Source organism: Bradyrhizobium sp. NDS-1 (genome assembly GCF_032918005.1).
Lineage (GTDB): Bacteria > Pseudomonadota > Alphaproteobacteria > Rhizobiales > Xanthobacteraceae > Bradyrhizobium > Bradyrhizobium tunisiense.
In genome coordinates, this window is record NZ_CP136628.1 from 7,556,786 (window position 1) to 7,574,932 (window position 18,147).

General features: G+C 65.1%; 15 protein-coding genes. 4 read left to right on the plus strand and 11 right to left on the minus strand.

All coding sequences use genetic code 11. The annotated features are described in order from the left end of the window. The gene (locus RX330_RS35290; protein ID WP_317241579.1) at positions 1-495 is read right to left on the minus strand and encodes a Fur family transcriptional regulator; all 495 of its coding nucleotides are present in this window, start codon (positions 493-495) and stop codon (positions 1-3) included. Positions 496-650: 155 nt separating this feature from the next. On the opposite strand from RX330_RS35290, the gene RX330_RS35295 reads away from it, so the two are divergent. Genes RX330_RS35295 through RX330_RS35305 form a run of 3 tightly spaced genes read left to right on the plus strand, consistent with a single transcriptional unit; the run spans position 651 to position 3,862 of the window. After that, the gene (locus RX330_RS35295; RefSeq protein WP_212083701.1) at positions 651-1,133 is read left to right on the plus strand and encodes a MarR family winged helix-turn-helix transcriptional regulator; all 483 of its coding nucleotides are present in this window, start codon (positions 651-653) and stop codon (positions 1,131-1,133) included. After that, positions 1,126-2,301: an HlyD family secretion protein gene (locus RX330_RS35300; RefSeq protein ID WP_317241580.1), complete on the plus strand. Its 1,176-nt coding sequence runs from the start codon at positions 1,126-1,128 to the stop codon at positions 2,299-2,301. Before RX330_RS35295 ends, RX330_RS35300 begins: the two co-directional genes overlap by 8 nt. A 4-nt stretch (positions 2,302-2,305) precedes the next feature. Beyond that, a complete protein-coding gene (locus RX330_RS35305; protein ID WP_212083697.1) occupies positions 2,306-3,862 on the plus strand; it encodes an MDR family MFS transporter in 1,557 nt (518 codons plus the stop codon). 163 nt (positions 3,863-4,025) lie between these two features. Here RX330_RS35305 and RX330_RS35310 read toward each other — a convergent pair whose 3' ends face one another. The 5 genes from RX330_RS35310 to pcaF form a co-directional block, all read right to left on the minus strand. Next, entirely contained in the window at positions 4,026-5,087 is a 1,062-nt protein-coding gene (locus tag RX330_RS35310) for a phosphotransferase (protein ID WP_317241581.1), read from the minus strand. Between the two features lie 77 nt (positions 5,088-5,164). After that, complete coding sequence (locus RX330_RS35315) at positions 5,165-6,853, minus strand: methyl-accepting chemotaxis protein (protein WP_317241583.1); 1,689 nt, start codon at positions 6,851-6,853, stop codon at positions 5,165-5,167. Positions 6,854-7,113: 260 nt separating this feature from the next. Continuing rightward, positions 7,114-7,716, minus strand: coding sequence for a protocatechuate 3,4-dioxygenase subunit alpha (gene pcaG, locus RX330_RS35320; protein ID WP_317241584.1), 603 nt, complete (start codon positions 7,714-7,716; stop codon positions 7,114-7,116). Further along, on the minus strand, positions 7,717-8,418 hold the full coding sequence (gene pcaH / locus RX330_RS35325; RefSeq protein ID WP_317241585.1) for a protocatechuate 3,4-dioxygenase subunit beta: 702 nt from the start codon (positions 8,416-8,418) through the stop codon (positions 7,717-7,719). A 201-nt stretch (positions 8,419-8,619) separates the two neighbouring features. Further along, positions 8,620-9,828, minus strand: a complete 1,209-nt coding sequence (gene pcaF, locus RX330_RS35330; protein WP_317241586.1) for a 3-oxoadipyl-CoA thiolase — start codon at positions 9,826-9,828, stop codon at positions 8,620-8,622. Between the two features lie 216 nt (positions 9,829-10,044). Between pcaF and mutS the strand changes: the two genes are divergently transcribed. Continuing rightward, positions 10,045-12,777 carry a DNA mismatch repair protein MutS gene (gene mutS / locus RX330_RS35335; RefSeq protein ID WP_317241587.1) on the plus strand — a complete coding sequence of 911 codons (2,733 nt, stop codon included), beginning with the start codon at positions 10,045-10,047 and terminating at the stop codon, positions 12,775-12,777. Between the two features lie 109 nt (positions 12,778-12,886). Here the strand turns inward: mutS and RX330_RS35340 are convergent, their stop codons facing one another. The 5 genes from RX330_RS35340 to RX330_RS35360 form a co-directional block, all read right to left on the minus strand. Then, complete coding sequence (locus RX330_RS35340; RefSeq protein WP_317241588.1) at positions 12,887-14,563, minus strand: PAS domain-containing methyl-accepting chemotaxis protein; 1,677 nt, start codon at positions 14,561-14,563, stop codon at positions 12,887-12,889. 381 nt (positions 14,564-14,944) lie between these two features. Next, positions 14,945-15,751 carry a hypothetical protein gene (locus RX330_RS35345; protein WP_317241589.1) on the minus strand — a complete coding sequence of 269 codons (807 nt, stop codon included), beginning with the start codon at positions 15,749-15,751 and terminating at the stop codon, positions 14,945-14,947. 175 nt (positions 15,752-15,926) lie between these two features. Continuing rightward, positions 15,927-16,436: an OsmC family protein gene (locus tag RX330_RS35350; protein WP_063199224.1), complete on the minus strand. Its 510-nt coding sequence runs from the start codon at positions 16,434-16,436 to the stop codon at positions 15,927-15,929. A gap of 55 nt (positions 16,437-16,491) precedes the next feature. Next, positions 16,492-17,277, minus strand: coding sequence for an ABC transporter ATP-binding protein (locus tag RX330_RS35355; RefSeq protein ID WP_212083669.1), 786 nt, complete (start codon positions 17,275-17,277; stop codon positions 16,492-16,494). Positions 17,278-17,282: 5 nt separating this feature from the next. Continuing rightward, complete coding sequence (locus RX330_RS35360) at positions 17,283-18,128, minus strand: ABC transporter permease (RefSeq protein ID WP_212083667.1); 846 nt, start codon at positions 18,126-18,128, stop codon at positions 17,283-17,285. Between the last annotated feature and the right edge of the window lie 19 nt (positions 18,129-18,147).

The following is an 18,147-nucleotide window of genomic DNA, read 5'->3' on the forward strand; positions in this document are numbered from 1 at the left end:
TTATGCAGCTTTCTGACAATGGGTGCAGACGCCCGTGATCTCCACCACGGACAATTTCGGGGCAAAGCCTGAGCTGCGTGCCGCGGCATTGAGGTTCCCGGCAAAGGACGCCGACGGGATCTCGCCGACGAGGCCACAGCGCTCGCAGATCAGGAACGCCACCGCCGAGGTCGCGTCATGGTCGTGGGCTGCACAGGCGAGGTAGGCGTTACGGCTCTCGATGCGGTGCACGAGGCCGTTGGCCATCAGGAAATCGAGCGCGCGATAGACCGTGATCGGCGCCGGCCGCGCCATCGACTTGGCGAGTTCGTCGATCACCTCATAGGCGCCGAGCGGCCGGTGGCTGGAGAGCAGTGCACTCAGCACCTGGCGGCGGATCGGCGTGAATTTCTGCGCGCGCTGCTCGCACACCTCCTCGGCATGCGCCAGCGCATCCGCGGTGCAGCGGCCGTGATCGTGACCAGGCGCGGGAAATGCCGATTTAGCAGGGGCCATACAATCGCCTTCTAGCATTTCGGCGGCGGAACCCAAAGCGCGACCGCCATTGCGGCGACCAGCCATGCCTTTGCAGCGGGACAGCGTCGCGTTGTCCCCCGATGGAATAATCATAAGCTTGCTTATTATATGCCTGCTTATTGGAGACCAAGCTCATGAGCCGCGGGCCTGTCGACCAGAACTTCCTGTTTACGTTGGGCGAGCTCTACCGCCTCTTGCGTGTCTATGCCGACAAGGAGGCATCGCGGTTCGGGATCACCCGCGCCCAATGGGCGGTGCTGGCCAAGGTCGAGCGCAGCGAGGGCATGAAGCAGTCTGAGCTCGCCGAGCTGCTGGAAATGCAGCCCATCACGCTGACCCGCCTGATCGACAAGTTGTGCGACAACGACTGGATCGAACGCCGCAGCGATGCCTCGGATCGCCGCGTCAAGCGCCTGTATCTCAAGAAGGCCGGCCGGCAATTGCTCGGCCGGATGAGCGGGCTGAAGTCCGAGCTGACGGCCAACGCCCTCGAGGGCATCACGCCGGCTGACGCCCATCGCCTCCTCACCCAGCTCGAAACCATCAAGGAAAACGTGCGCACCGCGATCCAGACCTCAGGAGCGGAACAAGCACGTAAGGAGCAGCGCTATGGCTGACCAGGTCCTCAAGTTCCAGCCCGAGCAGAAGACCGACAACGGCAAGCCCACAAAGAAGGCGGGCAGCGATCCGCGCCGCCGCATGATGGCGGGCTTGCGCCGCTACCGCCGCTTCCTGCTCCTGGTCGTGCTGCCTGTGATCGCCGTCATCGGCGGCCTCACCTTCTATCTCAAAGGCGGTCGCTATGTCGGCACCGACGACGCCTATGTCGGCGCCCAGAAGGTGCTGGTGACGCCCGACATCTCCGGCAAGATCCAGAAGGTCATCGTGAAGGAAGGCCAGTCGGTCAAGCAGGGCGACGAGCTGTTCGAGATCGATCCCATTCCGTTTCGTCACGCGGTAGACGAAGCCAAGGCGCAGCTCGCGCAGGCCCGCACGACCTATGACAATCTCGTCGCCAACATCAAGATCTATGGCGACATGCTCGATCTGGCCCAGCAGGGCATCGATTTGAAGAAACGCGACGTCGAGCGCAAGCAGGCGCTGGTGAAGAACAATTATGGCTCGCAGCTCGATCTCGACAACGCCTCGAATGCACTGGTCACCGCAGGCGCGCAGGCGCAATACATCAAGCAGCAGCTCTCAAACGCCAAGACGCAATTGCTCGGCGACGTCGCGTTGCCGCTCCAGCAATTCCCGGCCTACGCACAGGCGAAAGCCAAGCTGGACGATGCCCAGCGCAACCTCGACCACACCGTACTGCGCGCTCCGATGGATGGCGTGGCGACGCAGGTCGAGCAGATCCAGCTCGGGCGCTATGTCGCTGCCGGCACGCCGGTGTTTTCGATCATCGACGTCACCCACCCCTGGGTCGACGCCAACCCGAAGGAGAGCGATCTCACCTATGTGACCGAAGGACAGCCCGTCACGCTCGAGGTCGATGCATTCCCGAACCACGTCTTCAAGGGCAAGATCGGCTCGCTCTCGCCCGGCACCGGCGCTCAATTCGCGATCTTGCCGCCGCAGAACGCCACCGGCAATTTCGTCAAGGTCGTGCAGCGCGTGCCGATCCGCATCTATTTCGACGAGACCGACAAGCACGTGCGGAAACTGAAGGCCGGCATGAGCGTCTATGCCACCATCGACACCGGCCACAAACGCTCCCTCGCCGGCCTGTTCGGCCTGTCGGCGACCGCGGGCCAAGACAAAGATCAGGACAAGGACTGATCCGATGGCGGAGTCCAATCCCGCTTTGATGGTTCCCGGCCTGCGCCGGAACATGGTGACGATCTGCGCCATGACCGCGACCATCATGCAGGCGCTGGACACCACCATCGCCAACGTTGCCCTGCCCTACATGCAGGGAACGCTGTCGGCCTCGCAGGACCAGATCAACTGGGTGCTGACATCCTACATCGTCGCCGCCGCGATCATGACGGCACCGGTGGGCTGGATTGCCAACCGCTTCGGCCGCAAGCGCATCTTCATCATCTGCGCGGCCGGTTTCACCATGGCCTCGGTGCTGTGCGGCCTCGCCCAGGACATCAACCAGATGGTGCTGTTCCGGCTACTGCAGGGCGTGTTCGGCGCCGCCCTGGTGCCGCTGTCGCAATCGGTGATGCTCGACTATTACACGCTCCAGGAACGCGCCAAGGCGATGTCGATCTGGGGCATGGGCGTGATGATGGGCCCGATCATGGGACCCTCGCTCGGCGCCTGGCTGACCGAGACCTATTCCTGGCACTGGGTGTTCTTCGTCAACCTGCCGTTCGGCGCCATCACGGTGCTCGGACTGATCGTGTTCATGGACGAGACCGAGAAGAACCTCAGCCTCAGATTCGACTGGTTCGGCTTCGCTGCGCTGGCGGTCGCGATCGGCGCGCTGCAGCTCGCGCTCGACCGCGGCGAGCAGTTGGGCTGGCTGGAATCCAACGAGATTCTCGCAGAGTTCATCGTCTCGGCCGCCGCCTTCTATTTCTTTCTCGCGCACTCCTTCACGACCTCGACGCCGTTCATCCGCTTCGGCCTGTTCCGGGATCGCAACTTCGTCACTGGTTGCATGTTCATGATCGTGATGGGGCTCGTCCTGTTTTCGACCATGGCGCTGGCCTCGCCCTACATGCAGAACGTGATTGGCTATCCCATCATCACCGCCGGCCTCCTGCTGGCAAGCCGCGGCTTCGGCACTTTCTTCGCCATGATGCTGGTCGGCCGCATGATGCGGTATTTCGAGGCGCGCACGCTGATCATCGCGGGGCTGGCGATGACCGCGGGCTCGCTGTTCCAGATGACCGGCTGGACCGATCTGACCCAGGTGCCTGAGATCGTCACCGTCAGCGTGATCCAGGGCTTCGGCTTCGGTCTCGTGTTTGTGCCGCTTTCGACCGTGGCGTTCCTGACGCTCTCGAACGAGTTGCGTACCGACGGCACCGCGATGCTGACGCTGATGCGCAACGTCGCGAGCTCGGTCGGCATCTCCGTCGTCATCGCTCAGCTGACCCAGGGGACCCGGCGGACCTATGCGATCCTGTCGGAGCACATCAATCCGTTCAACCATGCGCTCCAGATGCCTGACGTCAGCGGCATGATCAACCTGTCCACCGACACCGGCCGTGCCATGGCCGACAGGATGGTCAACGTACAGGCGCAGATCATCGCCTTCGCGCACGACTACCAACTGGTGATGCTCTTCGTCCTCTGCACCATCCCGCTCGCCTTGCTGATCGGCTCGACCAAGGCCACGCTGCGCAAACAGGCGGCTGGGCCGGAACATGCGGTGATGGAGTAGGCGCGCTCGATCCACACTCTCCAATGCCGTCCCTGCGAGCGCAGGGACCCATAATAATCACAGGAAGTGGTTTGGCGAAGACTCGGAGTTGCCGGCTCGCTCCTCCCTGTGGTTATGGGTCCCCGCGTTCGCGGGGACGACGCCGAATTTGGAGTACAAGCCGCTACAACAATTCCTCGCAGCCCAGGTCATCCACGGCCGCGAATATCCGCTCCAGATTGTTCCACCAGATCACCGGCGGAATGTTGATGCTCCACTGCCAGACCGGCCGCGTGATCTGCCACAGCACGGCCCAGCGATAATCGCGATCGAGCGCACCGCGCGTGTAGCCGGTGATTCCGCTCTCGATCAGAGCGTCATGATAGAGATTGAGCAGCAAGCGCTCGAGCGATTGCCGGCGCTCCGGATACCAGTGCATCGCGATCATGTAGGCGAGGTCGTGGGTCGGAACGTTGATGCTCCACAGATCGAAATCGAAGATCCGGACGGTATCGGCTACGCCCGCGCGCGGCAGCAGGAAGTTCCAGACATGGGCATCGCCATGGGTGATGCTGAGGTGACGGCGTGAGTGGTAACGCTGGGACAGCCGCTCCGACTGATCGATCAGGCGACGATAGAGCGTACGCCGCTCCTCGCTGAGACGGTCACCGAGCGAATCGGCAAAGCGGTCGTAATGCCCCGCGAACGTCTCCATGCGCTCCGCGCCGTCTTCGGGGCTTGCAAAGGTGCCGACGGTGTCGCCGAGGCTCGGATGGTCCCACCACGACGCGTGCCAGCGTGCGAGCGTCGTCACGACCGCAATAGCCTGCTCGCGCGACGGAGGCAGGGGCCAAGCCGCCGCGACGTCGTGGCTGTCGGTGAGATCCTCGAGCAGAAGATGCCAGGCTAGGCTGCCCTCATCGAAATGTCCGTCGAAGCAGCCGGGCACGAGCCCGGACGGCATGCTCGTCGCGAGTTGGGTGTAGTATTCCACCTCGCGCCGGCCGCCATTGGCAAGCTTCGCGGCGAACGCGGGATTGGCGGTCTTCAGGATCAGCGATTGCGGGGCGCCGGTGGATTCGCCGACATAGCGCAGGCCGAGCCGGATGATGTGCGACACGACGGTGTCGCGCTGGTGCAGCACCTTCACCTCGCGCACCGCGCCAGCGTCCAGCACACCGCCCCGGCGCAGCGCGGCCGTCAATCGGGCGGGCTCAACGACCGCCGGCAATTGTGGAGATGTCATGAACCACGATGCCCCTGTCCCGCGCCATACTGCACGATCACACCCCCAAGGCACTAGCGGCCGAAATACCGCCGGGCTCAGGCTGCCGCGGTCGAGTCGCGCACGGTCCTGACCACGACCGACCGTAGCTGTTCGAGATTGGCCGTCATGCCGGCAATCGCCTGCCTGACCTCCGCGGCGCGCTCGTTCACGGACGCGGCGTCGCGGCTGACATTGCCGATCTTGGCCGAGACTTCCTTCGCCGCGGACGCCGATTCGGAAATCGACCGCGTGATCTCCCGCGTCGCGGCGTCCTGCTCTTCCATCGCGGCGGCAACCGAGGTCGCCACGCCATCGATCTCGACGATGTGCCCTCCCATCGTCTCGACGGCATCGACCGCAGCCTGCGTCGAAGCCTGGATCTCGGTAATCAGCCGCGTGATCTCCTCGGTGGATTTGGCGGTCTGGTCCGACAGGGACTTTACCTCGGCGGCGACCACGGCGAAGCCGCGACCGGCCTCGCCGGCGCGCGCCGCCTCGATCGTGGCGTTGAGCGCCAGCAGGTTGGTCTGGCCGGCGATGCCGCCAATGAGATCGGAGACCTCGGCGATCTTCTTGACCGATCCGGCCAGCGCCTGGATGGTCGAGCGCGCCTGCTCGCGGCCGGCGACCGCGGATTTCGTGACCGTGCTGGTCCGCGCGACCTGGCTCGCGATCTCGCGGATCGAGGCGCTCAACTCTTCAGCCGCGGCCGAGACGGTCTGCGAGCTGCCCAGGGCCTGGGTGGAGGCCGCGGCGACGGCCTGCGACTGCGCGGAGAGCGAACTTGCGATCTCGGACAGGCTGGTAGCAGCCCGCTCCACGCCATGGCTCGCCGCGCTCGCGGTGTCGACCGAGCGGCCGGTCTCGCGCTCGACGGTCTCTGCCATCTGGTGCAGGGCCGAGCGCTTGGCAAGCGCCGCCTCCTGCTCCTGCCGCAATTGCTCCTCGCGCAGCCGGGAATTCTCGACTGCCGACTGCTTGAACACCACAAGCGCACCCGCCATCGAGCCGACCTCGTCCTGGCGGTGGGCGAATGGAATGTCGGCGGCGAGATCGCCGGTCGCCAGCTTCTGCATCGTGTCCGTCATGCGCACGATCGGCCGCATCACGCCGAAGGCAACGCCGAGCAGGCCCGCGGCAATGAATGCCAGGACGGCAGCGGAGACGCCGAGGAGGATCCAAAGCATCGCGCTGTCGCGGTCGGCGGCGAGCTTCTCCATGGCGGCATTCTGCTTGTTGGCGCTCTCGACGATGCTGTCGATCACGGCGCGATGCGCGGTGTAGGCGTCCTTGAGCTGGGCATAGATGCGTTCGGACGCAGCCGCGTCCTTGGCCTTGAGGGCCAGCAGGAGCTGGTCGGACGCCTTCCAGAACTTCTGCACCTCGGCGTCGGATTTCGACACCAGCGCTGTCTTCAGGTCGGCCGAGAGGCTGGAGGAGACCCAGAATGCCTTGCGTTCGTCGTAATCCTTGCGGAGCTGGATCAGGCGTTCGCCATGGGCCGCCAGCTGGTCCGGCTCGCGCATGGCCAGGGTCGCCTCGAGATAGGCCTCGATGACATATTCCGGCGGCGGCAGAATGTCCGCGATGAGGTCGTTGCCCAGCTTGATGTCGGAGTAGAGCGGACCGCCGACCTTGAGCTCTTTCAAGGCATACAGGCTGGTCGAAACCACGGCGGCAAAACCGACGGCAAGAACGATGCCGAATGCGATGATCGCAGACGATAACGACAGACGAAATTTCATGAAAACAATCCAGGACCGGCGTCAAAACTGGAGCCACCCTAGACGAACACGGTAAATACGGGATTGCTTTGCGGTCGAATTGCACCGCCTGGAGCCCGCATAATTGCGGAAGTCGAGCCTAATACTATCGGAATTTGAGTCAGTAGAGCTGACGCACAGGCCTGCAAGACAGTCCATTCCGCCCCGCCGCGCGTCGGCTTGATGCGAGGGGACGGAGAAAGGCGTGCCGAAGAGCAATACTTCTTCGGCACGCAGCGCCTTCACACGTCGAAGAACACCGTCTCGTTGTCGCCCTGCAACCGCAGATCGAGCCGGTAGACCGGCTTGCCGGCATCCCGCACGGCGGTCAGCGTAGCGCGCCGCTCAGTGGGCACCAGCGCCAACACGGGGTCGGCTGCGTTGCCGGCCTCGTCGCTGAAATAGATGCGGGTGTAAAGATGCCGCAGCATGCCGCGACCGAACACCGCCAGCAGGACGTGCGGCGCCTGCGGCTTGCCGTCGGGATCCGGCACCGCGCCCGGCTTGATGGTTTCGAAAGCGTAGTTGCCGTCCTTGTCGGTGCCGCAACGGGCAAAGCCGCGGAAACTCGCATTCGGTAACGCGCGCCTGTCCTGCAGGTCGGCGAAGCGGCCTTGCGCGTCCGCCTGCCAGATCTCCAGCATGCAATCCGGCACCGCAACGCCGTCGCCGTCGAACACCCGGCCTTCGATCCGAACGCGCTCGCCGGTGACATCGGGGGTCAATGTCGAGCTGGTGAACGCGTCGTTCCAGGCGTACTCGCCATTGGGCGTCAGGCCGTACTTGAAGAACGGACCGACGGTCTGCGATGGGGTGATCCCGTTGGGTTTCACAGAATCTTGCACTTAACTGTTCTCCATGGGCGTGGCGTTCTTGCCGCGCAGCACGATGTCGAAGCGGTAGCACAGCGCCCATTCAGGCTGCGTGTTCTCGAGGTCGAACGAGGAGACCATCCGCGCCCGCGCCTTCTCGTCCGGCACCGAGTTGAAGATCGGGTCGAACGGGAACAGCGGATCGTTCGGGAAGTACATCTGCGTCACGAGGCGCGAGACGAAGGAATGACCGAAGACCGACAGATGGATATGCGCAGGCCGCCAGGCGTTGTGATGGTTGCCCCAGGGATAGGCGCCCGGCTTGATGCTGACGAAGCGGTAGTAGCCGGCCGCATCGCTCACGGTGCGGCCGGCACCCGTAAAATTGGGATCGAGCGGCGCCGGATGCTGGTCGCGGACGTGAACGTAGCGGCCGCAGGAATTGGCCTGCCAGATCTCGACCAATGAGTTCGGTACGCCCCGGCCGTCCTCGTCACGCACATGGCCGTGGACGATGATGCGCTCGCCGAGCGGCTCGCCGCTGTGCTGGCGGGTGAGATCGTTGTCGCCCTCGCGAACGGTCTCGTGGCCGTACACGGGCCCGGTCAATTCCGACAATGTATGGCGCATCGGGATCAGCGGCTTGTTCGGCGCGCGCTTGATCGAGCTCTTGTATTCGGGCGACAGCGGCAGCGGATGCGCCTTGTTGCTGTCGGTGGGATAGATGAACGTCATTGGCGAACTCCTCCCCGGCCATTGTGGTCCGGCCGGTCAACGCTTCCGCCAATCATTATAGGATATAACTAATTGGGGGAAGCGGGTTTCGGAGCCCCAAGCTGTCATTCCGGGGCAGCCGCAGGGCTGACCCCGGAAACTCGAGATCCGGGATTCCGCTCTGACGAGCGGCTCCGGGATGACGGTCCACTTTGTGGACCGTCAGTTCAGCTTCTCGATGGCGACCGCGACGCCCTGGCCGACGCCGACGCACATGGTGGCGAGCGCAAGCTCGCCGCCGCGCTTCTCCATGCCGTGCACGGCGGTGAGCGCCAGGCGCGCGCCGCTCATGCCGAGCGGATGGCCGAGGGCGATGGCGCCGCCATGCGGATTGACGTAGTCGGCATCGTCGGACACGCCGAGCTGGCGCATGCAGGCAATGCCCTGCGAGGCGAAGGCTTCATTCAGCTCGATCAGGTCGAAATCGCTGATCTTCTTGCCGAGCCGCTCCATCAGCTTGCGGGTCGCCGGCACCGGGCCGATGCCCATGATGCGCGGCGGCACGCCGGCGGAAGCAAGGCCGAGGATGCGCGCGCGGGGCGTTAGACCATGCTTCTTCACTGCTGCTTCCGAAGCCAGGATCATCGCGGCAGCGCCGTCATTGACGCCGGAGGCGTTGCCGGCGGTCACCGTGCCGGGATTGCGCACGATCGGCTTCAGCTTGGCGAGGCCCTCCAGAGTGGTCTCGGGACGCGGATGCTCGTCCTTGTCGATGGTGATGGGGCCCGCCTTGCCACCGGGAATGGTGATCGGGATGATTTCTTCGGCAAAATAGCCGGCTGCGATCGCGGCACCTGCCCGCTGCTGCGAGCGGATGGCGAAGGCGTCCTGGTCGGCGCGCGAGACCTGGAATTCCTCGGCGACGTTCTCGCCGGTCTCGGGCATGGCATCGACGCCGTACTGCGCCTTGAGCAGCGGATTGATAAAGCGCCAGCCGATCGTGGTATCGAAGATCTCGGCCGAGCGCGAGAAGGCCTCTTGCGCCTTGCCCATCACGAAGGGCGCGCGGGTCATCGACTCGACGCCACCGGCGATGGCGAGCTCGATCTCGCCGGAGCGGATGGCGCGGCCGGCCGCGCCGACCGCATCAAGGCCGGAGGCACAGAGGCGGTTCAGGGTCTGGCCGGGAACCGAATCCGGGAGGCCCGCGAGCAGGAGCGCCATGCGCGCAACGTTGCGATTGTCCTCGCCGGCCTGGTTGGCGCAGCCGAAAAAGACTTCGTCCACCTGCGCCCAGTCGAGGCTGGGGTGCCTGGCCATCAGCGCCTTGATCGGGGCGGCGGCGAGATCGTCGGCGCGCACCTTGGCGAGCGAGCCGCCGAAGCGTCCAATCGGGGTCCGCACGGCATCGCAGATAAAGACGTCACGCATCGTTGTTCTCCCTGAATGCCGCGGTTCGGCTCAATTTCTTCAATGTCGGCGGAGTTTTAGGAGGGCGCCCGCGGCAGGTCAATTGACCGATGCGCGCGTGTTCCGAGGGGTGTGCGCGCTTCCAGCGCATGCCGCAATGCGGACAACGTGGAAAACCCGCTCCTCCCGGCCAAACCGATAGGAGCAGGTGCCGAAATTTTGTAGGTTGCGCCGCCCATGACGATGCAACAGCCGATACCCGTTCCGCCCCCCGACGAAGCGCCCGCGCCGCCAGCGGAAGCGCGCGTCACGCCGATGATGGAACAGTACCTGGAGATCAAGGCGGCGCATCAGGGCCTCTTGCTGTTCTACCGGATGGGCGATTTCTACGAATTGTTCTTTGAGGACGCCGAAATCGCCTCCAGGACGCTCGGCATCGTGCTGACCAAGCGCGGCAAGCATCAGGGCGCCGACATCCCGATGTGCGGCGTGCCAGTCGAGCGCTCCGAGGACTATCTGCATCGCCTGATCTCGGCCGGCCATCGCGTCGCGGTGTGCGAGCAGACCGAGGATCCCGCGGCGGCCAAGGCGCGCGGCAACAAGAGCGTGGTCCGCCGCGGCGTGGTGCGGCTGGTCACGCCGGGCACGCTGACCGAGGACACGCTGCTCGATGCGCGCGCCAACAATTACCTGCTGGCGATCGCGCGGGCGCGGTCCTCTGCCGGCGGCGACCGCTTCGGTCTCGCCTGGATCGACATCTCGACCGCTGAATTCATGGTGACGGAAGTAGCGGGCGGCGAGCTTGCCGCGACGCTGGCGCGCATCAACCCGAACGAGGCGATCGTCACCGACGCACTCTACAACGACAACGAGCTCGGACAGACCCTGCGCGAGCTGCCGGCGGTGACGCCGCTGACCCGCGACGTCTTCGACGGCGCCACCGCCGAGAAACGGCTGTGCGACTACTTTGCCGTCGCAACCATGGACGGGCTCTCCCAGCTCACGCGCCTGGAAGCCACCGCCGCGGCCGCCGCCGTCACCTATGTCGACCGAACCCAGGTCGGCAAGCATCCGCCGCTGTCGCCGCCCGCGCGCGAGGCCTCCGGCGCGACCATGGCGATCGATCCGGCGACCCGTGCCAATCTCGAGCTGACGCGGACGCTCGCGGGCGAACGCCGCGGCTCGCTGCTCGATGCGATCGACTGCACGGTGACCTCGGCGGGCTCGCGCCTGCTCGCCCAGCGGCTGGCGGCGCCGCTGACGGATGCGACGGCGATCGCAAGGCGGCTCGATGCCGTCACGGCCTTCGTCGCCGATCCCGCCGCGCGCGAAGACGTCCGCAGCATCCTGCGCAGCGCGCCCGACATGTCGCGTGCGCTGGCGCGGCTCTCTGTCGGGCGCGGCGGCCCGCGCGACCTCGCCGGCATCCGCGACGGCATCATCGCCGCCGACCAGGTGCTGGCGCGGCTTGGCGAGCTCGACCAACCGCCGCAGGAGATCGCTTTGGTGATGGCGGCGCTGCAAAGGCCCTCGCGCGAGCTCGCGGCGGAATTCGCCAGTGCGCTCGACGAACAACTGCCGCTGATCAAGCGCGACGGCGGCTTCGTGCGACAGGGCTACGAGCCGGCGCTGGACGAAGCACGAAATCTGCGCGACGCCTCGCGCCTCGTCGTCGCCTCGATGCAGGCGCGCTACGCCGATAGCACGGGCGTCAAGGGCCTGAAGATCCGGCACAACAACGTGCTCGGCTATTTCGTCGAGGTCACCGCGCAGCACGGCGACAAGCTGATGTCAGCGCCGCTGAACGCGACCTTCATCCATCGCCAGACGCTGGCGGGGCAGGTGCGCTTCACGACATCGGAGCTCGGCGAGATCGAGGCCAAGATCGCCAATGCCGGCGACCGCGCGCTCGGGCTTGAGCTCGAGATCTTCGAGAGGCTCTCGGCCAAGGCGCTCGCGATCAGCGATGACCTGCGTGCCGCGGCGCAAGGCTTTGCGCTTCTCGATGTCGCGACCTCGCTCGCCAAGCTCGCGGTCGACGAGAATTATGTGCGGCCCGAGGTGGACACCTCGCTCGGCTTTGCGATCGAAGCCGGCCGCCATCCGGTCGTAGAGCAGGCGCTCAAGCGCAATGGCGAACCGTTCATCGCCAATGCCTGCGATCTGTCGCCAGGCCCTGCGCAAAAATCCGGCCAGCTCTGGTTGCTCACCGGACCCAACATGGCCGGTAAATCGACTTTCCTGCGCCAGAACGCGCTGATTGCGCTGCTGGCCCAGATCGGCAGCTTCGTGCCGGCAACACGTGCGCGGATCGGCATCATCGACCGCCTGTTCTCGCGCGTCGGCGCCGCCGACGACCTCGCCCGCGGGCGCTCCACCTTCATGGTCGAGATGGTCGAGACCGCGGCGATCCTGAACCAGGCGGGCGAGCGCTCGCTCGTGATCCTCGACGAGATCGGCCGCGGCACCGCGACGTTCGACGGCCTCTCGATCGCCTGGGCCGCGATCGAGCATCTGCACGAGAGCAACCGCTGCCGCACCCTGTTCGCCACGCATTATCACGAGTTGACTGCGCTCTCCGCCAAGCTGCCTCGGATGTTCAACGCCACGGTGCGGGTGAAGGAGTGGCAGGGCAATGTCGTGTTCCTGCACGAGGTGCTGCCGGGCTCGGCCGACCGCTCCTACGGCATCCAGGTGGCAAAACTGGCCGGCCTGCCGCCCGCCGTGATCACGCGCGCGAAATCGGTGCTCTCCAAGCTCGAGGCGCAGGATCGCGGCCAGACCGCGCGCGCGCTGGTGGACGATCTGCCGCTGTTCGCCGTGCCCTCGCGCGCCGCCGCAGAAGCCGCGCCGCCGAGCGAAGCCGAGTTGTTGCTGGAAGCCGTGAAGGCGCTGCACCCCGACGAGATGTCGCCGCGCGAGGCGCTGGATGCACTGTATGCGCTCAAGGCGAAGCTGCCGAAGCCGTGATAGTACCGTAGGGTCTGCAAAGCGGAGCGTGCCCACCCTGCAACGTCGAATTCGCGGATAGAGGGCACGGCGCGCGAAGAGCGCGCCTTTGCCCGCCCTATGATTCGAACTACGCCCTTGCCGCGATTGCAGCGGCCTCCGCGGCGGCGCGCTGCATGCTGTTCGACATCTCGTTCGTCACCGTGCTCTGCTCCTCGACGGCGGCGGCGGTCGAGGTCACGTATTCGCTGACGCTGGTGATCGCCTGCTTGATCGAGCCGAGCGCGCTGACGACGTCGCCGGAGATGCCGTTGAGGCTGCCGATCTCCTGGCCGATCTTGTCCGTGGCCTGCTTGGCCTGGTTGGCGAGGCTCTTCACTTCGGAGGCGACCACGGCAAAGCCGCGGCCGGCTTCGCCGGCACGAGCGGATTCGATCGTAGCATTGAGCGCCAGCAGGTTGATCTGGCCGGTGATGCTGTTGATCATCTCGACGATACCGCTCATCGACTGCGCGGCCTCGGTCAGGCGCTGGGCCTGAGCGTCGGCGGAAGCGACCTGATCCACCGCACTCATGGCGGTCTCGCGCGACTTGGTCATGGCCTCGGAGATCTCGCGCACCGAGGCGTTCAGCTCCTCGGAGCCCGCGGCGACCGATTCCATCATGCCGCGGACGCGCTCGTTGCCCATGCGGACCAGCACCTGCCTGGTCGTATCGGTTGCATATTTGACGACCTTGAACGGCTTGCCGTTGAGATCGAAGATCGGGTTGTAGGAGGCCTGAATATAGACTTCCTTGCCGCCCTTGCCGATGCGCTTGTATTCGGCCGCCTGGTACTGACCGCGGTTGAGCGCGGCCCAGAACTCGCGATAGGCGGAGCCATCGCGCTCGCCGGGCTCAACGAACATGCTGTGATGCTTGCCCTTGATCTCGGGCAGCGAATAGCCGAGCGTGCCGAGGAAATTCGCATTCGCGGTGATGATCGTGCCGTCCATGTTGAACTCGATCACAGCCTGGGCCTTGTCGATAGCTGCAATCTGACCGGCGAGATCGGCGTTCTTCAGCTTCTCCGCGGTGACGTCGGTCGCGAACTTGACGACGCCATACGGCTTGCCGGTCTCGTCGATCAGCGGCGTGTAGGAGGCGATGATCCACACCTCGCGACCGCCCTTGCCGATGCGCTTGTACTCGCCAGTCTGGTATTCGCCGCGGTTGAGCGCGGCCCAGAACTCGCGATAGGCCGCACCGTCGCGGTCGGCCTGGGCGACGAACAGGCTGTGGTGCTTGCCCTCGATCTCGGCAAGCGAATAGCCCAGCGTCTTGCAGAAATTCTCGTTGGCCGTGACGATGGTGCCGTCGAGCCTGAATTCGATGACGGCCTGGGCACGGCCGATGGCGGCGATCTTCGATGCATCCGTCATGCTCCGGATCTTCTTCGCGGTGATGTCGGTCGCAATCTTGGCGACCATCACCGTCTTGCCGTTGCCGTCGAGCACCGGATTGTAGGATGCTTCGATCCAGACCTCGCGGCCATCCTTCGCGATCCGCTTGAACTCGCGCGCCTGGTACTCGCCACGGTTCAATGCAGCCCAGAACGCCTTGTACTCGGCGGTGTCGCGCTGCTCGGCCGGCACGAACATGGAGTGATGCTTGCCCTGAATCTCGTCGAGCCGATAGCCGAGGGCGTCGAGGAAGTTCTTGTTGGCCGTGACGATCGTACCATCCAGATTGAATTCAATCATGGCCTGGGAGCGGCCGATCGCATCGAGCCGTGCTTGTGCATCAATCTGGGGCTTGCGACCGAACATCAAAGAATCTCCATCTCAAAATTACGAGGACAGCTCGTAGGGGAAGTAACCGTTGCGGCGACACAGCCGTATTCAAATCTACAATTCCCGCGAGTCCCTGCATTCGGATGCAGCTCGGACGAGTTCGCGCCGACGGCTGCGGAAGCGGGTACCTCGGCCATTCATAGGTGAGAAGCGCGAAGAAAGTTCTAATAGAACTGTCGGAATTCGGTGAAGGATCGACGGGCCTGTCCCCGTCATCACATCGACGCTCGATCCAAGAAAACGGCAAAACTCGAAATGACGCTCTCATTCAACGGCTTGAGAAGGCGCTTCGAATTTGACTGGCGTGAATTGAGCTTACTGCAATGTCGCGACGCCATGTCGCGCTAATCCGTAGTCTCACGGCTCTCGCGCCTTGTGCATCGCACGCCGGCCGATCCCCCACAGCGTCAGGTTCCATGCGATGCAGGTACCGAGCGCGAGGCACAGACCGACGGCAGAGCCGAACGACGCCACCCCGACGTGCAAGACTGCGATTGCAGTACCAAACCCGAGCAGGCCCCACGCTGAGTTGGCGAGCACCGCGGCGGTCGGCGGGCCGCCGATCCGCGGATGCAGAATCACCATGATGCTGGTGAACACGACCGGATACAGCGCGATGATGCCGCTGATACGGGGACCGACCCAGCCCGAGGTCGAGACCACGATCGCGACGAGCGTCGCGACCAATGCGGCCCGCATCGGAACGTCGTACCAGCGGCGCGTCACCAGCGGCATTTTCACATGGCGATAGCCGGCCAGGAGCGGAATGCAGATGCCGAAGGCGATCAGATTCGCGGCCAGTCCGGCGGTGAGCGACCAGTCGAACTGACGGATGATCGAAGCAAGCACGATCCAGATCGCGACCGCGCCGCCACAACTCACCAGAAGACTGTGCCGTTGCGCCAGCACGACATAAGCGACACACATGAAGATGGTTGCCGCGTTGACCGGCAGGCTCGCCAGCGCACCCTGCGCGATGAAGGCGGCGTCATGGTCGAGCGCGAGGAAGACGTAGGAGGGACCGGCCGACACCGGCAGGGTCGCCACCAGCGCGCCGATCACCGGTCCGGTGCGTTCGGTGATGATCGACGCCGTCACGACGAACGCCGCCGCAATCGCCATGCGCAGGAGGAGGAAGAGAAGGAAGTGAAGGTCGAGGGACATTTTTTCTTCTTACCCTCCCCTGGAGGGGGAGGGTCGCTGTGCATGGAGCGAAGCGAAATGCGCAGCGGGGTGAGGTGATCTCTCGACACGAACAGTGTGCGACGTGGAGAGATCACCCCACCCCGCTCGCGCTGCGCGCGATCCACCCTCCCCCTCCAGGGGAGGGTACACAGAGTCACATCCGCTGCATCGACACCGAGACCTTCGGGCCGTTCTTGATGGTCTGATAGACCACACAATAACGCTCGGTCAGCTTGAGCAGGAGATCGAGCTTGTCCTGCGGCGCGTCGGTGTCGACCTCGAACCGCAGACGGATCTCCGCGAAGCCGACCGGCGTCTCCTTGTCGACGCCGAGCGTGCCGCGGAAATCGAGATCGCCCTCGGCATAGACGTTGCCGGTCTTGAGCGGCACCTCGATCGCGGTCGCAACCGATTTCAGCGTGACACCGGCGCAGGCGACCAAGGCTTCGAGCAGCATGTCTCCGGAGCAGAGCTCGAGGCCGGACCCGCCCGTCGCCGGATGCAGTCCCGCCATTGCGATGGCGCGGCCGGTCTCGACCTTGCAGGCGATGCCTTCGCCATCGGTGGAGCCCTTGGCCTTCAGCGTGATCAGCGCGGTCTTGGGGTCGGTCTTGTAGCGCTCCTTGATCGGAGCCTGCATCTGGCGCAGCTCTGCAGCGTCCATGTTCGTTCTCTCCCGGACAATTCGCCCTTCGATGTACCGGCTCGGCGAGAAATTGTCACCACCACATGGCCTGACCGGGACCCTGGGTTGCGTCACGGTCGGGCACGCTTCGGTCGAGCGAACGGTCGAGTGACGTCAGCACACTTCGCTTGAAATTCTCGAACAACGACGAATTGCGGTCGCGCGGACGACCGAGATTGATCTCGATCTGGTCGAACAGCCGGCCCGGCCGCGGCCGCATCACCAGGACGCGATCGGCCAGCACCACGGCCTCGTCGACGTCATGGGTGACGAGGATGAGCGTCGGCCGCGTGTCCGCCCAGAGGTCGAGCAGATGATCCTGAAGGTCCCTGCGAGTGAAGGCGTCGAGCGCCGAGAACGGCTCGTCGAGCAAGAGCACCTCCGGCTGCGGCACCAGTGCGCGGGCGATCGCGACGCGCTGCGCCTGCCCGCCGGAGAGCTCGCGCGGCCAGGCCTGCGCCTTCTCGGCCAGCCCGACGCGCTCGAGCGCACGCGCCACCTTCTCGTTCCGCTCGGCCGTGGGCAGATCGGCGAGGCCAAAGCCGATGTTGTCGGCGACGCTGAGCCAGGGCAGCAGCCGCGGCTCCTGGAAGATGATGCCGATCTTGGCATGGGGCGAAGTGATCGCCTCATTGTCGAGCGTCACGGCGCCCGAGCTGGCACGATCGAGACCGGCGATGGCGCGGAGCAACGTTGATTTGCCGCAGCCTGAGCCGCCGATGATGGCGACGATCTCGCCTTGCCTGATCTCGGCGGAGAAGCGCGCCAGCGCCTGCACGCCGTTGGGATAGGTCTTGCTGACCCGGTCGAGCGCCAGCATCGCCTTTAAGCTCCCTTCGCGCCGACGAAGGCGTCCTGCCAGCGCAGGAAGGGCGCGCTCGCGACCTCGATGAGCCAATCCGTGAGCTTGCCGAGAATGGCGAAGATCACGATCGCTGCCAGGATCTGCGCCGGCTTGCCGAGCTGCTGGCCATCAAGCAGGAGATAGCCGAGGCCCTCGGAGGCGCCGATCAGCTCGGCCGCGACCACGAACATCCAGCCGAGGCCAAGTCCGACGCGCAAGGACACGACATAGGCCGGCAACACGGCGGGCAACAGGATGCGGCGGATCATCGCCGGGCCGGACAGGCGGAAGGTGCGACCGACCTCCACGATCTTGCGGTCGACGGACAGGATCGCGCCCATCACGCCGAGATAGACCGGGAAGAACACGCCGACCGCGATCAGCGCGACCTTCGATGTCTCGAAGATCCCGAGCCAGAGGATGAATAGCGGCACCCAGGCGAGGGACGGGATCGCGCGCAGAGCCTGCACGGTTGGATCGAACAGCCGCCGCGCCAGCGACCAATAGCCGGAGACTGCCCCCAGCAGCGTGCCCGCGACGACACCGAAGGCGAAACCGAGCCCGACCCGCCACAGCGTTGCGGCGATGTGGCGTACCAGCTCGCCTGAACGGGCGAGCTCGGCAATGGTGGCAAAGATGCGCGAGGGCGGCGGCACCAGCCGGCCGTTGGACCAGCCGAGCCACACCACGAGTTCCCATCCGAGCGCGAGCGTGAGCGGCAGCAAGATCCCAAGCAGCGGCCGCGCGTAACGCGACAGCCGCGAGGGCGCAGCGGTGCTCTCGGCCGGTTCCGAGGTCTGTTGCAGGACTGGCGCGTCGGAGATCATGACCCTAGCAAGCGCGTCT